We start from the raw sequence: 16,042 nt of genomic DNA, 5'->3' as shown, positions 1-16,042 counted from the left end.
ATGATGTATACTAAATGTTATTCCGCTACCTCATTCAAATGCCTAATAATTTCCGAAATTAATCCTGTCCATCCCGTTTGGTGATTGGCTCCTAAACCTTTCCCACTGTCTCCATCAAAATATTCAAAAAACAAATGATTTTTATTGAAAAGAGAATCTTCCTGAAACTTTTTGTATTCTCCATACATCGGAATCTTTTTATTGGAAGCGGGAACAAATAATGCCAATAATCTTTCGGCAACACCTTCGGCAGCTTTTTGCAGGGTTACCAATTCACCTGAATTAGTTGGAAATTCTACTTTGAAGTCTTTGCCATAATAGCTGTGAAATTTTTCAAGTGAATCCAAAATCAAATAATTCATAGGAAACCAAATAGGACCTCTCCAATTTGAATTTCCGCCAAACATATCTCCAGTGGCTTCGGCTGGCGTATAATTTACTTGGATAATTCCGCCATCATGTTTGAATTTATATGGATGTTCTTTGTGATATTTCGATAAAGATCGCACACCGTAATCAGACAAAAATTCTTTTTCGTCAAACATACGCTTGAGGATCATTTTCATTCTATGTCCTCTAAGAGTAGAAAGCAAACGGGTCTCTCCTTTCCCAGGGTTGTACCAACTGGACACCAAACTGGCCAAGTCTGGCCTATTTTTCAAAACCCATTCGACACGACGTTTGAATATGGGTAATTTTTCGAGTAATTCAGGAGTTAAAACTTCGACGGCAAATAGTGGAATTAACCCAACCATCGAACGAATTTTTAACGATTCGGCATCACCATTTTCTTTATGGAGCATGTCATAATAAAACTGATCTTCTTCGTCCCAAAGGTTCAATTTATTGTCACCCAAAGATTGCATAGCTCCCGAAATTTGAAGAAAATGCTCAAAGAATTTGGATGCCATATCTTGATAAACTGGATTTTTCAGTGCTATTTCACAGGCTATCCGAAGCATGTTCAGGCAGTACATCGCCATCCAACCTGTGCCGTCGGCTTGTTCCAAGTGGCCTCCAGTGGGCAAATCGGCAGAGCGGTCAAATACCCCAATATTATCCATCCCAAGGAATCCACCACCAAATATGTTATTTCCGTTTTTATCTTTCAAATTCACCCACCACGTAAAATTAAGTAGCAGTTTGTGAAAAATACGTTCTAAGAAAATAGTGTCTCCAATACCACCATTGGCTTCTTTGTCAATTTGATATACTTTCCAAGTTGCCCATGCATGAACAGGCGGATTGACATCCGAGAACGACCATTCATAAGCAGGAATTTGTCCGTTTGGATGCATATAGTATTCCCTAAGTATAACGGATAATTGCCTTTTGGCAAAATCAGGATCCAATCTGGCCAAAGGCAAAGTATGAAAGGCCAAATCCCAAGCCGCAAACCAAGGATATTCCCATTTGTCCGGCATCGAGAGAATGTTGGACGTGTACATATGTTTCCAAGAACTATTCCGTCCCTCTTTTCGATTAGCATCCGGTCTGGGAGTTGATGGATCTCCTTTTAACCATTCAAAAACATTATAGTAATACCATTGTTTCGTCCAAAGCATACCTGCATAGGCTTGTCGTTGAATGGATTTTAATTTTTCGTCTTTTACTCCTTTTTGAAGAGGAGCATAAAATTCATCAGCTTCTTTAATTCTTTGTTTGAAAAGATCATCAAAATCTTCAAAAGGATAGAGCGGCTTTGTGTTGGTAAAACGAAGTCGGTATTCTTTTTTGCCAAACGCAGGGATGAAATCATCATAATGTACCGAGGCTTTGGTGCCAATGGCGTCTGGATTTATACTGGTTCTTTTTTGGCTAATAATATAATCATTGATTCCGTCTTTGGCGTAAGAGGATTGAGCAGGGGATTTGTATAATTTTTCGAAATTGGTTTTGTTGTCACAAAATAAAAGATCCTTAGCTTTTTCGGCATATAAATTAAAGTGCCCCACGAGTTGATGATTGACCTCTATATGTGATTTTTCAACTCCAATTAAAGTGGGTTTGTGCTTGTAGTTTTCATAGCCCCAACTCCACGTATTTCGAAACCAGATTGTGGGTAAAACCGTAATGGGAGCTGCTAGTTTGGAACGATTTTCTACCGTTACTTTTATTAAAATGTCTTGCTCGTCGGCTTTGGCATATTCGATGGTAATGTCAAAGTACTCATCTTTGTCAAAAACACCTGTATCCAGCAATTCATATTCGGGTTCCTGACGGCTGCGTTTTTTGCTTTCCTGAATCAGTTTTTCATACGGAAAAGCCGCATGAGGATATTTATAAAGCATTTTTTGATACGAGTGGGTAGGAGTGGAATCTTGGTAATAGTAAATTTCTTTTACATCTTCACCGTGATTTGATTCGGATGGAGTTAATCCGAAGAAACGCTCTTTTAGGATGTGGTCTTTGTGGTTCCAAAAGGCAAAAGCTAAGCAGATGTGTTGTTTGTTGTCACTAATTCCACCGATGCCTTCTTCTCCCCAGCGATAGGCTTTGGAACGAGCCATGTCGTGAGTAGTGCTTCCCCAGGCATAACCGCTTTGAGAATAATCTTCTCTAACTGTTCCCCATTGTCTCTCTGTTAAATAAGGACCCCATTTTTTCCAGCCTTTGTTATCGGTTCTTAGCTGCAAACGTGCTTTTTCGGCGTTATTTTCCGGATCTCTTTCTGGCATACCCTTTCTAATTTGTTTCTAAATGCAATTTAGTCAAAACACGTATAAAAATAGGTATTTAATTGGCAAAAATCCTCTGAGATAATTAATGAAAAGTTATTTATGAATTGTTTTATTATTTTATTTACAGAATCGGCCTAAAACGGGAATTTGTTTTGATTTTATTTTAGTGGGATGATGTAGAAATTCAATTGAACTGAGTTCAATTATTGATTTTTGAAGGTGATACATTTGTTTTTTTGTCAACGACTCACTTTTAGCTTACATAATGAAATAAATACTTTTTTAGGATTTTCTAAATGTCCCAAAAACAAAACCAACTTTCCATTAAACTTATTGCCAAAATCACTAGTAGCAAATGTTGGAGGTTCGTTCTTTTTTACCACTCAATTTCTATTTTCTCGGGAGCATCCCAATAAATTCCTGTTTTATAATCACTTTGAATAAATTCAAATATGTTTTTGGCAGATTCTTCTTTTGATAAAGGAGCATTTATATTGTTTTCGGTAAGTTCTGTCTTTACCCATCCAGGGTGTATCGTTGCTATTGATTGCTTGCCTAAAAGTCTGTTTGTTAGGATTTTAGAATACATATTTAAGGCAGTTTTAGACATTCTGTAAGCAACTGAATCATTTTTTTGGCATACAGCAATTGAACCCATTTTAGAGGAAATATTTATTATTTTTCCGTTTTCATTCAAATGGTTTAACATTGATTCTGTGAAAAATACAGTTCCGGTAACGTTAGTATCAAAAGTTTGGCGAAATGAATTTTCATCTGGAAGGGAAGTGTTCAAATCGGGTCCAATTGCTGCATTGTTTACAAGGATGTCAATTTTAATTTCACTATCAATAATGAATTTTTCAAATTTTTTGATACTTTCCATATCAGCCAAATCAAGTCTAATATGCTCTGCACTATTATCAGTTGAACTTAATTTTGTTTCTGTTCTACTTGTCCCGATTACATTATAGCCATTTTCAATAAAAAGCTTAAAAAGTGCATAACCTATTCCTTTACTTGCTCCCGTCAATAAAACTGTTTTCTTCATCTTTTAATTTATTATATAATGTTCACAAAATTATTATTTAACTATGTTTCAATTACTTGAGTTCTCTTAGAACGTTCTGGTATAACAGGGGTTTGGTAATAAATTAATCCCCTTCTTTGGATTTGTCACCTGAGCGATAGCGAACAGGCGAAGCAAATCATCTCAAATACAAAACCAACTTTCCATTAAACTAATTGCCCAAATCTGTAGTAGTACTTGTTCGCGGTTCGTTGTTTTTCTTGTATTGTCAAATATATTTTAACCACCAATTTTTATGGGTTGCTTTGTATTGCCCATACCAATGACAGGGCTTATAAAGTACTATAACAACGGCTAACCAGATTAAATAAATTGCCCAAAGTGGTAATCCACTTTCTATACCCTTTGGTCTGCCGAAAGTTCCTGTTGCAAATTCAAATTGAGAAAAATGTAAACCTTGGATCATTAAAATCATGAGTGTGATTAAATGAATCAGATAAAAATGTATAATAAAGTAAAACAATGGCACTTTGCCATAAACAGAAAGTATGTTTTTAAGCCCATCGCTCAATCGTCCTGAAAAGGCAAGTAATAAAAACATAATGCCTAGCGTAACTAAACAAAACAGAAGCGATGGCGGATATTTGCTAATGTTCGTAAAGGACATAAAAGTAAACATTGCATTTTTTTGTGATGTCCATGGCAATCCATCGCCATAAATATTTATAAAACGGATTACTGTAAATAATGCCAATGCCCCTAATCCAATTTTTATAAATATTTTTTCCATTTTTTCTTGTGTCCTTTCAAAATAAAGGCCACAACCAAATCCAATCAGCATAATACCTAACCACGGAATTGGGGGATAACCCATTACAAATGTTTTTCCTGCAAAAAGAGGTATGGCAGTTGGACTGAAAAAAGGTGTTAATATAACTTTTAGAATTGATGTTTCTCCAAATGGAATAAGTGGTGTAAGGTTATGACAAAATAGTATAAGTAACCCCATAATACCTAGTTGCTTTGCGGATAATTTTAGTAATAAACTCAAAATAATAAATCCAAAACCTGTACTAGCTATCACTTCAAATAATATGGTGTGAAAACCAACATCGAAAAATATCGCAAAATTGACAATAGTAAATTCAAGTAAAATTAAGAATAAACCTCTATTTAGTAGATTTCGCCTTGTTTCTGATATGCTATTATTGTTTTTTAACGACATATAAGCCGATGTGCCTGCCAAAAAAACAAAAATCGGGGCGCATAAATGAGTTATCCACCTTGTAAAAAACAGTATGGGTGTAGTGGTTGTAAAATCAGTTGGGCTCTGTGTAATTGAATCTATGTGAATTAAATCTCGAACATGGTCTAATGCCATTATTATCATCACTATGCCTCTTACTATATCAATCGAATGAATTCGTTTCATTTTTCGCTTGTTTGATTTGCAGTATGGTTCTACAATGACCACTAACGTCTTGGGACTACAGTGGGTTTGGGACTAAATTAAGCCCTATTTTCGGATTTGCCAAATCTCCCAAATACAAAACCAACTTTCCATTAAGCCTATTGCCCAAATCCGTTGTAGTAGCTGTTTGCAACTTGCTTTATCATTTAATTGTTATATAGTATTCTGTTATTCTCAATATTACAAAACAAATAAAAGCAATAACTAATTTGATTATAAATTTATATTTCGGTTGTTGAGATTTATTGAAATTGATTAAAGTCTTTATGCTTTGAATAACTTTATCTTTATTTAACCATAAAATTATTAGAATTAACAATTGGTATAGAATCGCTGCTTTTAGAGCTCCAAGATGCACTTCAAAATATATGTCTTGCAAAATCACATTTACAAGTATAGTAGATGTGAACAAACAACCAATAATTCTAGTTCTTTTCATCAAAATCAATGTTCCCCCAATTATTTCAAAAAGGCCTAAAGTTATTGCATATGATTTGGAGTAACCATAAAAAGCCCACATCAATTCCATTCCAGTCATTTCTGAAACAGTTTTGTCAATTTCAGAAGCTCCATCAAATTGTAATATTTTAGCTCCACCATAAATAAACATTGCAAATACTACAATCCAACTAATTGCATTTTCAAAAATTTCTATTTTATCTTTTCTGTCGAATTTCATTCTTCGTGTTTTTTTTCAGCTTGTTGACAACTTGTATATATCTGTGACAAAATCACACATATCCACCTAAATAAAGGTGACTTTGTCTGACAAACATACCGTTTATTTTTTGAATAAAATGGATTTTAAAATCAATTCAGATGTTGTTTATTGCCTCCGGAAAGTTCCCCTAGACCTTTCTTATATTTATTACTGTTGCTGTCATTTTGATATGTTTTATAAGTTTTCTGGTCAAAAACAGGTAGGTCGTACCAAATATTATTGGTATGACCTACTCGTTTTTACTGTTGCTTCTCATCGTAACAAAAATTATTAAATATAATTTTTGTTGCCGAATTAAGTAACCTTTATAAGGATGACAATATTGGGTGCAGGTATTGAGTGAGGGACAGAAGCAAGCTACCGAAGTAGCGCGAATAGCCCGACAGCATAAAGAGAAGGGACCAAATCACCGTTACAGTGATTTGGTCCCTTCTCTTTATGGTGGCACGCCCAATAGATGATAATTGGTGTGTTATTGTAAATCGGTGTTGTATTGAGGAGCTAGATTTTTTAGCATATCGACGGTCATCATTTCCAGGTCAAATTCGTGGTTCCAGCCCCAATCTTCTCTGGCGCGGGAGTCGTCAATACTGGCAGGCCAACTGTCGGCAATTTTTTGACGGAAGTCAGGTGCGTAGGTTATTTCCAGTTCTGGAATGTGTTTTTTGATTTCGGCAGCAATCTCGGTTGGGGTGAAACTCATGGCGGCCAAATTATAGGAAGAGCGTATCTTGATTTGCTCAATAGGTGCTTTCATGATATTGATAGTGGCGGCAATGGCATCATCCATGTACATCATCGGCATTTTGGTTTCGGAGTTCAAAAAACACTCGTATTTTCCATCGCTTAGTGCTTTGTGGTAAATGTCTACGGCATAATCCGTAGTTCCTCCGCCTGGCAATGTTGTCCAGCTGATTAATCCCGGATAACGGATGCTTCTTACATCGACCCCAAAAATGTTATGGTAGTATTCACACCATCTTTCACCAGCCTGTTTGCTGATTCCATAAACGGTTGAAGGTTCCATAACTGTGTATTGTGGCGTGTTTTCCTTTGGGGTTGTCGGTCCAAAAACGGCGATACTGGAAGGCCAGAATATCTTTTTTATTTTTCCGGCTTTCGCCAAATTCAAAACGTGAAACAACGAATTCATGTTTAGATCCCAAGCAAAGGCAGGGTTTTTTTCGGCAGTTGCAGAGAGTAAGGCAGCCATCAAATACACATCGGTAATTTGGTGAAGTTCTACTAAATTTTCGATTTGGTTAAAATCTAACGCATTGATTACCTCAAAAGGGCCAGAATTCACCACATCGTTATTCAATTTACGAATATCAGAAGCGATAACATTGTCGGTTCCATAAATGGCTCTAAGTTCATGGGTCAATTCGGTACCGATTTGCCCGCAAGCGCCAATAATTAAGATCTTTGGATTCATTGTGTGTTGTTTTGAAATGCAAAGATAACGATTTCGCAAATTATCACGTATAAAGACATTCATTTTTATATATATTGTAAAAAAATAAGTAAAACCTAGAAAAGGTCGTAATTCTTGACGTTGCTATTTTGTCATTAAAGTTGGCATTTCTATTGAAATTGTTATCAAATTTACTATTGTCATTGCCATTGATATTGTGATTGGCATAGCGATTGCCATTGTAAATTTACTTTGTAACTTTGTGACTCAAATAATTTAGGAAATGAACAATAAATTAACGCTACTTTTTTTGGTGCTTTTGATGCAGTTTTCGTGTAAAAACGACAATGATGTACGACTTGCCGATAACTTAAGGGATGCAAAAAAGAAAGAATTAATTTTTAAAACCATAAATAAAGAGTGGAATTTTATTGATACGCCTATCAATTCTACTTCAGAAGCTACCTTGAAAACTTGGCCAGAGTGGCGCGCTTTTATGGATGAGTTGTCCGTTAAGCCAAAGAAAACAATTACAGCTTTTCAAAAGAAAGCCAAGGCTCTATCGACCAAAGTGATGGCTTTGAATACCAATATTCCTGCACAATTTGACAATCCACAGATAAGAAGCCGAATTGCAACTTTGATTACCCAAGTTCGAATGTTGGATTTATACATTAATCTGGATAAAGTTTCGGATAAAAAAGTTGCCGAACGTCTTGCAGAAATTAATTTGGAGCTGGTTTCCTTGCAAAGACAAATGGACAAGATTGTTGAGAAAAGCAAAATCCCAATGGAAGTAGGCGAATCTGAATTATTGATGATGCTTGATACTACAAGAGCTATACAAGCAGGAAATCCAGCGATGCCCGGAAGTACGGTGACGCCTGGAAACCCAACACTACAAGGAAATCCAAAAATCCCAGGAACTCAAACAATACCTGGAAATCCAGGCGGAGCAGCTAGTCCACAACAACAGAAACAATAAGAGTCACGCATTGAGTAAAGCAACTATATATTCGGTTTATGATTCTTCACCAAAAACGGCTCAGATTGTGGCTCGTTTGTTGGAGAACAATCAGGTAAAAATGCAATTGGACGGTTTGTTGGGATCGGCGGCTTCCTTTGTGATTCAGTCAGTTTTCAAGAAATCGGAACTTCCCTTTTTGGTAGTTTTGAACAATAAGGAAGAAGCGGCTTATTATTTGAACGATTTGGAACAAATGATTGGTGAGCAGGATGTGTTGTTTTATCCGGGTTCTTTCCGCCGTCCGTACCAAATTGAAGAAACCGATAATGCCAATGTTTTGCTTCGCGCTGAGGTGCTCAACCGAATTAATTCCCGCAAAAAACCAGCGATCATCGTTACTTATCCAGAAGCCCTTTTTGAAAAAGTAGTGACCCGAAAAAACTTGGATCAAAACACTTTGAAAGTAAGTTTGGGGGATAAGATTTCGATCGATTTTCTAAACGAAGTGTTGTTTGAATACGAATTTAAAAGAGTTGATTTTATTACAGAACCCGGTGAATTCTCCGTTCGTGGAGGAATTGTCGATGTGTTTTCGTTTTCGAATGACAACCCGTACCGAATAGAATTTTTTGGTAACGAAGTCGAAAGTATCCGAAGTTTTGATGTTGGAACACAATTGTCATTAGAAAAACAGAAAAAAATCACCATTATTCCGAATGTCGAGAATAAAGTTTTTCAGGAAAACAGAGAAAGTTTTCTTGATTATATCAATGAAAGAACGGTTTTGTTTTTTCAGAATACAGAGAATCTTTTATACGAATTGGATAAACAATTTGGCAGAGCCGAAGAAGCTTTTGAGAAATTATCCAAAGATATTAAACACGCGACTCCAGAACAATTATTCCTGAACCAAAAGGAATTCATAAAAAGAGCGTTAGATTTTTCGGTTGTGGAATTCAATTCGAAGCCCGTTTTTAAAACGACCAAGAAGTTTGAATTTCACATTCAGCCGCAACCGTCGTTCAACAAGCAATTTGATTTATTGCTGAATAATTTGAGTGATAATCATTTTAATGGCTACCAAAATTATTTGTTTTGTTCGAATGAAGCGCAGACGAAACGTTTTCATGATATATTCGAATCTTTGGATGAAGCCAATTCTGAGAATATCCGCAAGCAGTACAAGACGATTGTGTTGCCTTTGTACCAAGGTTTCATCGATCAGGAAAACCAAATTACTTGTTATACCGACCATCAAATTTTTGAGCGTTATCATAAATTCAGTATCAAAAATGGTTACTCTAAAAAACAAAATTTAACTTTAAAAGAACTTACGACTTTGTCCGTTGGGGATTATGTAACACATATCGACCACGGAATCGGGAAGTTTGGAGGACTGCAAAAAATACAAGTCGAAGGCAAAACACAGGAAGCTATCAAGCTCGTTTATGCCGACAATGATATCGTTTATGTGAGTATTCACTCGCTGCACAAAATTTCGAAATACAACGGAAAAGACGGAACACCACCGAAAATTTATAAATTAGGTTCGAATACTTGGAAAGCTTTAAAGCAGAAGACTAAAGCAAGAGTTAAAAATATTGCGTTCAATTTGATTCAGTTGTATGCGAAACGTCGATTAGAAAAAGGATTCCAGTTTGCTCCCGACAGTTACCTGCAAAACGAGTTGGAAAGTTCGTTCATCTACGAAGACACTCCCGACCAAATCAAATCGACTCAGGAAGTCAAAGCCGATATGGAAAGCGAGCGCCCGATGGATCGTTTGGTTTGCGGGGATGTAGGATTTGGTAAAACCGAGGTGGCGATTCGTGCGGCTTTCAAGGCTGTGGACAATTCAAAGCAAGTGGCAATTCTAGTTCCAACGACTATTTTGGCCTACCAGCATTACCGTACTTTTAGTGAAAGATTGAAAGATATGCCGGTTTCTATTGGTTATTTGAACCGTTTTAGAACCGCCAAACAAAAAGCCGAAACCCTAAAACAACTCGCCGAAGGTAAACTTGATATTGTCATTGGAACACACCAATTAGTCAATAAAAATGTGGTTTTCAAAAACCTTGGATTATTGATTGTCGATGAAGAACAGAAATTTGGTGTTAATGTAAAAGACAAACTCAAAACCATTGCGGCCAATGTCGATACTTTGACTTTGACGGCAACGCCGATACCGAGAACTTTGCAATTTTCGTTGATGGCAGCGAGGGATTTATCGGTAATTACGACACCTCCGCCTAATAGATATCCGATAGAAACGAATGTGGTAAGTTTTAATGAAGAACTGATTCGCGATGCGATTTCGTATGAAATTCAGCGAAACGGACAAGTTTTCTTTATCAATAACCGAATCGAAAACATCAAGGAATTTGCAGGAATGATTCAGCGTTTGGTACCAAATGCTCGAGTTGGAATTGGTCACGGTCAAATGGACGGCTCCAAACTCGAAGAATTAATGCTTGCCTTTATGAATGGTGAGTTCGATGTTTTGGTAGCCACGACAATTATCGAAAGCGGATTGGACGTTCCAAATGCGAATACCATTTTTATCAATAATGCTAATAATTTCGGTTTGTCTGATTTGCATCAAATGCGTGGTCGAGTGGGGCGTAGCAACAAGAAAGCGTTTTGTTATTTCATCTGTCCGCCGTATTCCCACATGACTGAAGATGCAAGAAAACGAATTCAGGCTTTGGAACAATTCAGCGAATTGGGAAGCGGTTTGAACATTGCGATGAAAGATCTTGAGATTCGTGGTGCCGGAGATTTATTGGGAGGAGAACAAAGCGGTTTCATCAACGACATTGGTTTTGATACCTACCAAAAAATCATGAACGAGGCCATCGAGGAATTGAAGGAAAACGAATTCAAGGATTTATACCCAGAAGAGAATAATATCGAAACCAAGGAATATGTAAAAGACCTGCAGATCGACACTGATTTTGAGTTGTTGTTTTCAGACGAATATATCAATAATGTCACGGAGCGTTTAAGTTTGTACAACGAATTGGCCGATGTGAAAAACGAAGAAGAACTAGTTGTTTTCCAAAATAAATTAATTGACCGTTTTGGCCCAATGCCTCCAAGGGCGCTTGCCTTAATGAACAGTATCCGAATCAAATGGATCGCAACTCGTGTGGGTATCGAAAAACTGGTGATGAAAAAAGGCAAGATGATTGGCTATTTTGTCTCCGATCAGCAATCGGATTATTACCATTCTAAACGTTTCCATAAAGTGATTCAGTTTGTGCAAACTCACAGCAATATTTGCGTGATGAAAGAAAAGCAAACCCCAAATGGTTTGCGTCTTTTGTTGACTTTTGATAATGTGAAATCGACTAGGAGAGCTTTGGAATTGATGGAGTTGCTGGGTGGGGAGTGAAAACTCACTGTTTAATAAAAGGAAGTTTTGTATTTGTAAATCAGAATAATAGGTTTAATTTGGTGCTAAATATTGTATGAGCTACAGAAAGTTGTAGCGCATTGTGGAAATAGTATCGTAATCCTTAAACCTCCTAATATGATTTCAACTACACGTAATTTTCTTGTTCTTGCTATTTTCACAATATTTATTTCTAACTCAGCAAAAGCCCAACCTAGACAAGGTAGATTTGTTGATGTTTCTATTGGTTTTGCAACAAGTTCCTCTTATGAGAATGCTGATATAACCGGAACTGGGTTTTATGCGCAAGGGGAATATGTGTTTGGTTTAACCAAATGGGTCGGCATAAGGCCTTATGCTGGAATTATTTTAACAGCAACACATAATAACGTCATTAACCAATCTCAACAAGACTACAGGGTCACTACCAACGCTTTTTTATTAGGCGGTAAAGTCCGCATTTGTGCACCTATTCCTTGGGTTGCACCTTATTTCGAAATCGGTATTGGTACCTCAATAGGTTCGTTTGAAACCTATGTACCATCTATAGAGAAGATAGAAGAAAGTGGGCTAATAATGCATATTCCTTTTTCTGTTGGACTGTCATTAGGTCGGAAGCATAATATTGACGTCGCACTTAATTATTATTTCACCCCAGCTGTAGATCAGGACTCTGGAGCTTTGGCTCTTGGTTTTACTTTTCCAATAAACCAATAACTTTAGTGGTATAAGGCTCGTTTCTCAAAGAGGCGTATTACAATTGAAAGTGTTTAACTAAAATTTCAAATCATTATGAAAAAAACAACCTTGTTTTTAGTTTCGATTTTTTTAGTGGTAGCAATATCCTATGGGCAGAACACTGCTTCGAAAGCTGCCAAAGAATATGATAGTTTAGTAAGTCACACGATCTATGGCAAAAACGAAAAAGTCGGTAAATATTACACCATCAGAGGATTTAAAATGTATTGCGAAACCTATGGGGCAGGAGAACCGCTGTTGTTCATACATGGAAATGGGTCGAGTAGCAGTGCTTTTGTAAAACAGATTCCTTTTTTTTCGAAAAAATATAAAGTAATAGTTGCCGATAGCCGTGCTCATGGTAAATCAATTGACAAATCGGATGCGCTCACTTACGAAATGATGGCTGACGATTATGCTGCTTTATTGACGGAAATGAAAATAGATTCGGCTTATGTTGTGGGTTGGAGTGATGGCGGAATAAATGGGCTGTTACTCGCCATAAGACATCCAAAAAAAGTAAAAAAATTGGTAATTACGGGAGCAAACCTGCAGCCGGATTCTACCGCTATTTCACCAGATATTTTGAAAAGTACAAAAAAAACATACGACATGTTTGTCAATATGTTTAAGGAGAAAAGAGCCAAAACTCCATTGGATTCAACAGTTTATAAATATATGAAGTTGTTGATTGAGCAACCTCATATTGGAATAAATGACCTTCATAAGATTAAGGCTCCAACACTTGTTATTGGCGGTGATCAAGATGTGATCCGACCAGCACATACCTTGACCATTTTTGAAAATATTCCTAATGCCAATTTGTGGATTCTTCCTAATTCAGGGCATTCGACTTTAGTGAGATACTCCGATGAATTTAATGAAAAAGTCGATTCTTTTTTTAAAACCAAGTATCATAAAATCGAAGGCGATAATCGGGGATTTTAGAAAGTGTTTTTCGTATATTTGATTTTTGCAAATTCATTCTCAATGAAATCAAAATCAATAGAAGAGTTCTATCAGGAAATTTCCGGTAACTCCAATACAGAAAAAAGTTCATTATTGCCCAATGGTATTCAAAAAGAAATTGGACATTTTAATGTTTTCAGTATTAAAGAACTTTATGAAAGGCTAAAGGAAAAGTCTTTTATGCCTTATGACCGAAGAGCTTATTATAAAATTAGTTTGATTCGAGGTAAAAATAGAGTGGAGTATGCTGACCGAATAATTGAGATTGAAGAGAATGCCCTTCTATTTGCAACTCCAAAAATTCCCTATAATTATGTTCCGTTAGACACCCAGCAGTCGGGACATTTTTGTGTTTTCACGACTGAATTTTTGACTAAGGACAAAAGTGGAATCGACTTGGATAAACTGCCTATTTTTCAAACAGATGGTTATCCGGTTTTTCAGCTGAATCAAGAAGACACTATTTCTGTTGATTTGATATTCAAAAAGATACATCAAGAAATCAATTCGGATTATGTCTATAAATACGATTTGATTCGGAATTATGTAGCAGAGCTTATTCATTTTGGACAAAAACCGCAGCCAGTAACTGCTTTATATTCTAAACATAATTCGGCAACAAGGGTTTCTTCTTTGTTTGTGGAATTACTCGAAAGACAATTCCCAATTGAATCGCCTCGCCAACGATTAGAATTAAAATCGGCTAAAGATTTTGCAACTCGTTTGTCTGTTCATGTCAATCACCTGAATAAAGTTTTAAAGGAAAATACAGGAAAAACAACCACCGAATTAATTAGCGATAGATTGATTCACGAGGCCAAAATTTTATTGAAAGAAACCGATTGGAATATTTCGGAAATTGCTTATTCACTCGGTTTTGAGGAATTGGCACATTTCTCAAATTTTTTCAAAAAACAAACAACATTAACTCCGTTATCATTTAGGATTTGAATGTGGTGATTTGAATTTTGCAAACTCTGGATTGATATTTACAATTCGAGAGCTTTACATCTGAACTAATTTTGTCTTATCAATTTAAAACAAAATTAAAGATGGAAATTAGAAACAATAAAATAGCATTAGTTACAGGAGGAAGCCGCGGTTTAGGAAAAGACATGGCTTTGAATCTTGCCAAAAAAGGGCTTGACATTGTACTGACTTACAACAGCAAAAAGGAAGAGGCTGACAATGTTGTAAGTGAAATCGAAAAATTGGGACAAAAAGCAGTGGCAATTCAGCTGAATGTTTCAATTGTAAATAGTTTTGATTTGTTTTTTCAAAATGTTGAGGTTGCTTTGAAAAACACATTCGGAACTAATAAAATCGATTTTTTAATTAACAATGCAGGTATTGGTATTCACGAAAGTTTTGCGACAACTACTACAGCCCAATTTGACGACTTGGTTAATATTCAATTCAAAGGCCCATTTTTTCTAACTCAAAAAGCTTTGGAGGTTATGAATGATGGTGGCGGAATTGTAAATATTTCATCCGGATTGGCTCGTTTTTCATTTCCCAGATATGCTGCTTATGCGAGTATGAAAGGAGCTATGGAAACTTTGACCAAATATCAGGCAAAAGAATTGGGGGCAAGGAAAATCAGAGCGAATATAGTAGCTCCTGGAGCTATTGAAACGGATTTTGGCGGTGGTGTGGTTCGCGATAACGAACAGTTGAATCATCAGCTAGCTTCAATAACCGCATTAGGGCGAGTAGGCTTACCCGATGATATTGGAAGTGTAGTTGCCTTTTTGTGTACTGATGATTCTAAATGGGTGAACGGACAGCGTATTGAAGTTTCGGGAGGAATGAATTTGTAAAAACGGAAAAAGGATAAAGAGTTTTGAATTTTTCATCCTTTTTTTAATTTGTGGAAATTCGCGACCGAGTTCCGATAGCTATCGCTACGAACAGGTGAAGCAAATGGATATCTATTTTTTTATCGCGTCACTTCATCAATCAAATAAAAAATGGATTTAAAATCAATGCCACTCATTTTTTCAAAACCAATTTCACAGGTTCGGCTAGTAGAATAGCCTTCTTTGCAGTTGGTAGGAATTTGTTCTTTTAGTGCACGCAGTCCGTGTTCGTTCAATTCTGGAATAAGGAATCCTCTGTCGCCGGCAAAACCACAACAATTACTGTCAATAAGGGTAACTTGATCAGCGCAGATTTTAGATAAGGCCACTAATTGATCTATTTTTCCAATTTTTTTGACAGAGCAAACCGGGAAAACCGCTACTGTATCTTTTTTGTTTTTTACAACTAGTTGTGGCATCACATAATCCAACATGAATTCAATGGGATCCACAATTTTTAAGGTGTTCGAAAATTCTTCTTTCGAATGGTAAAAACAAGGACTCATGTCATACAAAACGGGATATTTTCCGTTATCAGAAGCTTTCAAAAGAGCTATCTCTAATGCTTCGGATTGTGCGTGATTTGCTTCAGTAAAACCTTTGCTTGAAAAAGGCATACCACAGCAATGAGCGTCCATGGATTCGGGATAAATTATTGTAAATCCGGCACGAACCAATAAACGATGTGTTAGTTCTGTCAATTGAAGATCATCTGAATCTTGAAAACGATTTTTACCCATACTTCTGTTGATGCAGGAAGGGAAGTAAACGACTTTTAAATCAGCTGTTGTATTCATT

12 protein-coding genes are annotated in these 16,042 nt (G+C 36.4%); 6 read left to right on the top strand and 6 right to left on the bottom strand.

Translation table 11 applies throughout. The features are described 5' to 3' along the window. Positions 1-17: 17 nt before the first annotated feature. The 5 genes from J2W95_RS08235 to J2W95_RS08215 form a co-directional block, all read right to left on the bottom strand. On the bottom strand, positions 18-2,678 hold the full coding sequence (locus tag J2W95_RS08235) for an MGH1-like glycoside hydrolase domain-containing protein (RefSeq protein ID WP_310005826.1): 2,661 nt from the start codon (positions 2,676-2,678) through the stop codon (positions 18-20). A gap of 379 nt (positions 2,679-3,057) precedes the next feature. Then, entirely contained in the window at positions 3,058-3,729 is a 672-nt protein-coding gene (locus tag J2W95_RS08230; protein WP_310005825.1) for an SDR family NAD(P)-dependent oxidoreductase, read from the bottom strand. Positions 3,730-3,976: 247 nt separating this feature from the next. After that, positions 3,977-5,140, bottom strand: coding sequence for an acetyltransferase domain-containing protein (locus tag J2W95_RS08225; RefSeq protein WP_310005823.1), 1,164 nt, complete (start codon positions 5,138-5,140; stop codon positions 3,977-3,979). A 181-nt stretch (positions 5,141-5,321) separates the two neighbouring features. After that, the gene (locus J2W95_RS08220; RefSeq protein WP_310005821.1) at positions 5,322-5,858 is read right to left on the bottom strand and encodes a hypothetical protein; all 537 of its coding nucleotides are present in this window, start codon (positions 5,856-5,858) and stop codon (positions 5,322-5,324) included. Positions 5,859-6,372: 514 nt separating this feature from the next. Further along, on the bottom strand, positions 6,373-7,335 hold the full coding sequence (locus tag J2W95_RS08215) for an L-threonine 3-dehydrogenase (RefSeq protein ID WP_310005818.1): 963 nt from the start codon (positions 7,333-7,335) through the stop codon (positions 6,373-6,375). Between the two features lie 262 nt (positions 7,336-7,597). Between J2W95_RS08215 and J2W95_RS08210 the strand changes: the two genes are divergently transcribed. The 6 genes from J2W95_RS08210 to J2W95_RS08185 all read left to right on the top strand — a co-directional run bounded on the left by J2W95_RS08210 (position 7,598) and on the right by J2W95_RS08185 (position 15,205). Next, positions 7,598-8,299, top strand: a complete 702-nt coding sequence (locus J2W95_RS08210; RefSeq protein ID WP_310005816.1) for a hypothetical protein — start codon at positions 7,598-7,600, stop codon at positions 8,297-8,299. A 100-nt stretch (positions 8,300-8,399) separates the two neighbouring features. Beyond that, on the top strand, positions 8,400-11,678 hold the full coding sequence (gene mfd / locus J2W95_RS08205; protein ID WP_409025124.1) for a transcription-repair coupling factor: 3,279 nt from the start codon (positions 8,400-8,402) through the stop codon (positions 11,676-11,678). 72 nt (positions 11,679-11,750) lie between these two features. Continuing rightward, on the top strand, positions 11,751-12,395 hold the full coding sequence (locus J2W95_RS08200; protein ID WP_310005812.1) for an outer membrane beta-barrel protein: 645 nt from the start codon (positions 11,751-11,753) through the stop codon (positions 12,393-12,395). 75 nt (positions 12,396-12,470) lie between these two features. Next, entirely contained in the window at positions 12,471-13,364 is an 894-nt protein-coding gene (locus J2W95_RS08195; RefSeq protein WP_310005811.1) for an alpha/beta fold hydrolase, read from the top strand. 42 nt (positions 13,365-13,406) lie between these two features. Next, positions 13,407-14,336 (top strand): helix-turn-helix domain-containing protein, encoded by a 930-nt coding sequence (locus J2W95_RS08190; protein ID WP_310005809.1) that lies wholly within the window; start codon positions 13,407-13,409, stop codon positions 14,334-14,336. Positions 14,337-14,437: 101 nt separating this feature from the next. Beyond that, positions 14,438-15,205 (top strand): SDR family NAD(P)-dependent oxidoreductase, encoded by a 768-nt coding sequence (locus J2W95_RS08185; protein ID WP_310005807.1) that lies wholly within the window; start codon positions 14,438-14,440, stop codon positions 15,203-15,205. A 119-nt stretch (positions 15,206-15,324) separates the two neighbouring features. Here the strand turns inward: J2W95_RS08185 and J2W95_RS08180 are convergent, their stop codons facing one another. Continuing rightward, positions 15,325-16,041, bottom strand: a complete 717-nt coding sequence (locus J2W95_RS08180; protein ID WP_310005805.1) for a heterodisulfide reductase-related iron-sulfur binding cluster — start codon at positions 16,039-16,041, stop codon at positions 15,325-15,327. Position 16,042: the final 1 nt, after the last annotated feature.

The sequence above is a fragment of the Flavobacterium granuli genome, assembly GCF_031456055.1.
Classification (GTDB): domain Bacteria; phylum Bacteroidota; class Bacteroidia; order Flavobacteriales; family Flavobacteriaceae; genus Flavobacterium; species Flavobacterium granuli_A.
Note: the sequence above shows the minus strand (reverse complement) of the source record. Positions and strands in the feature narration are given on the sequence as shown.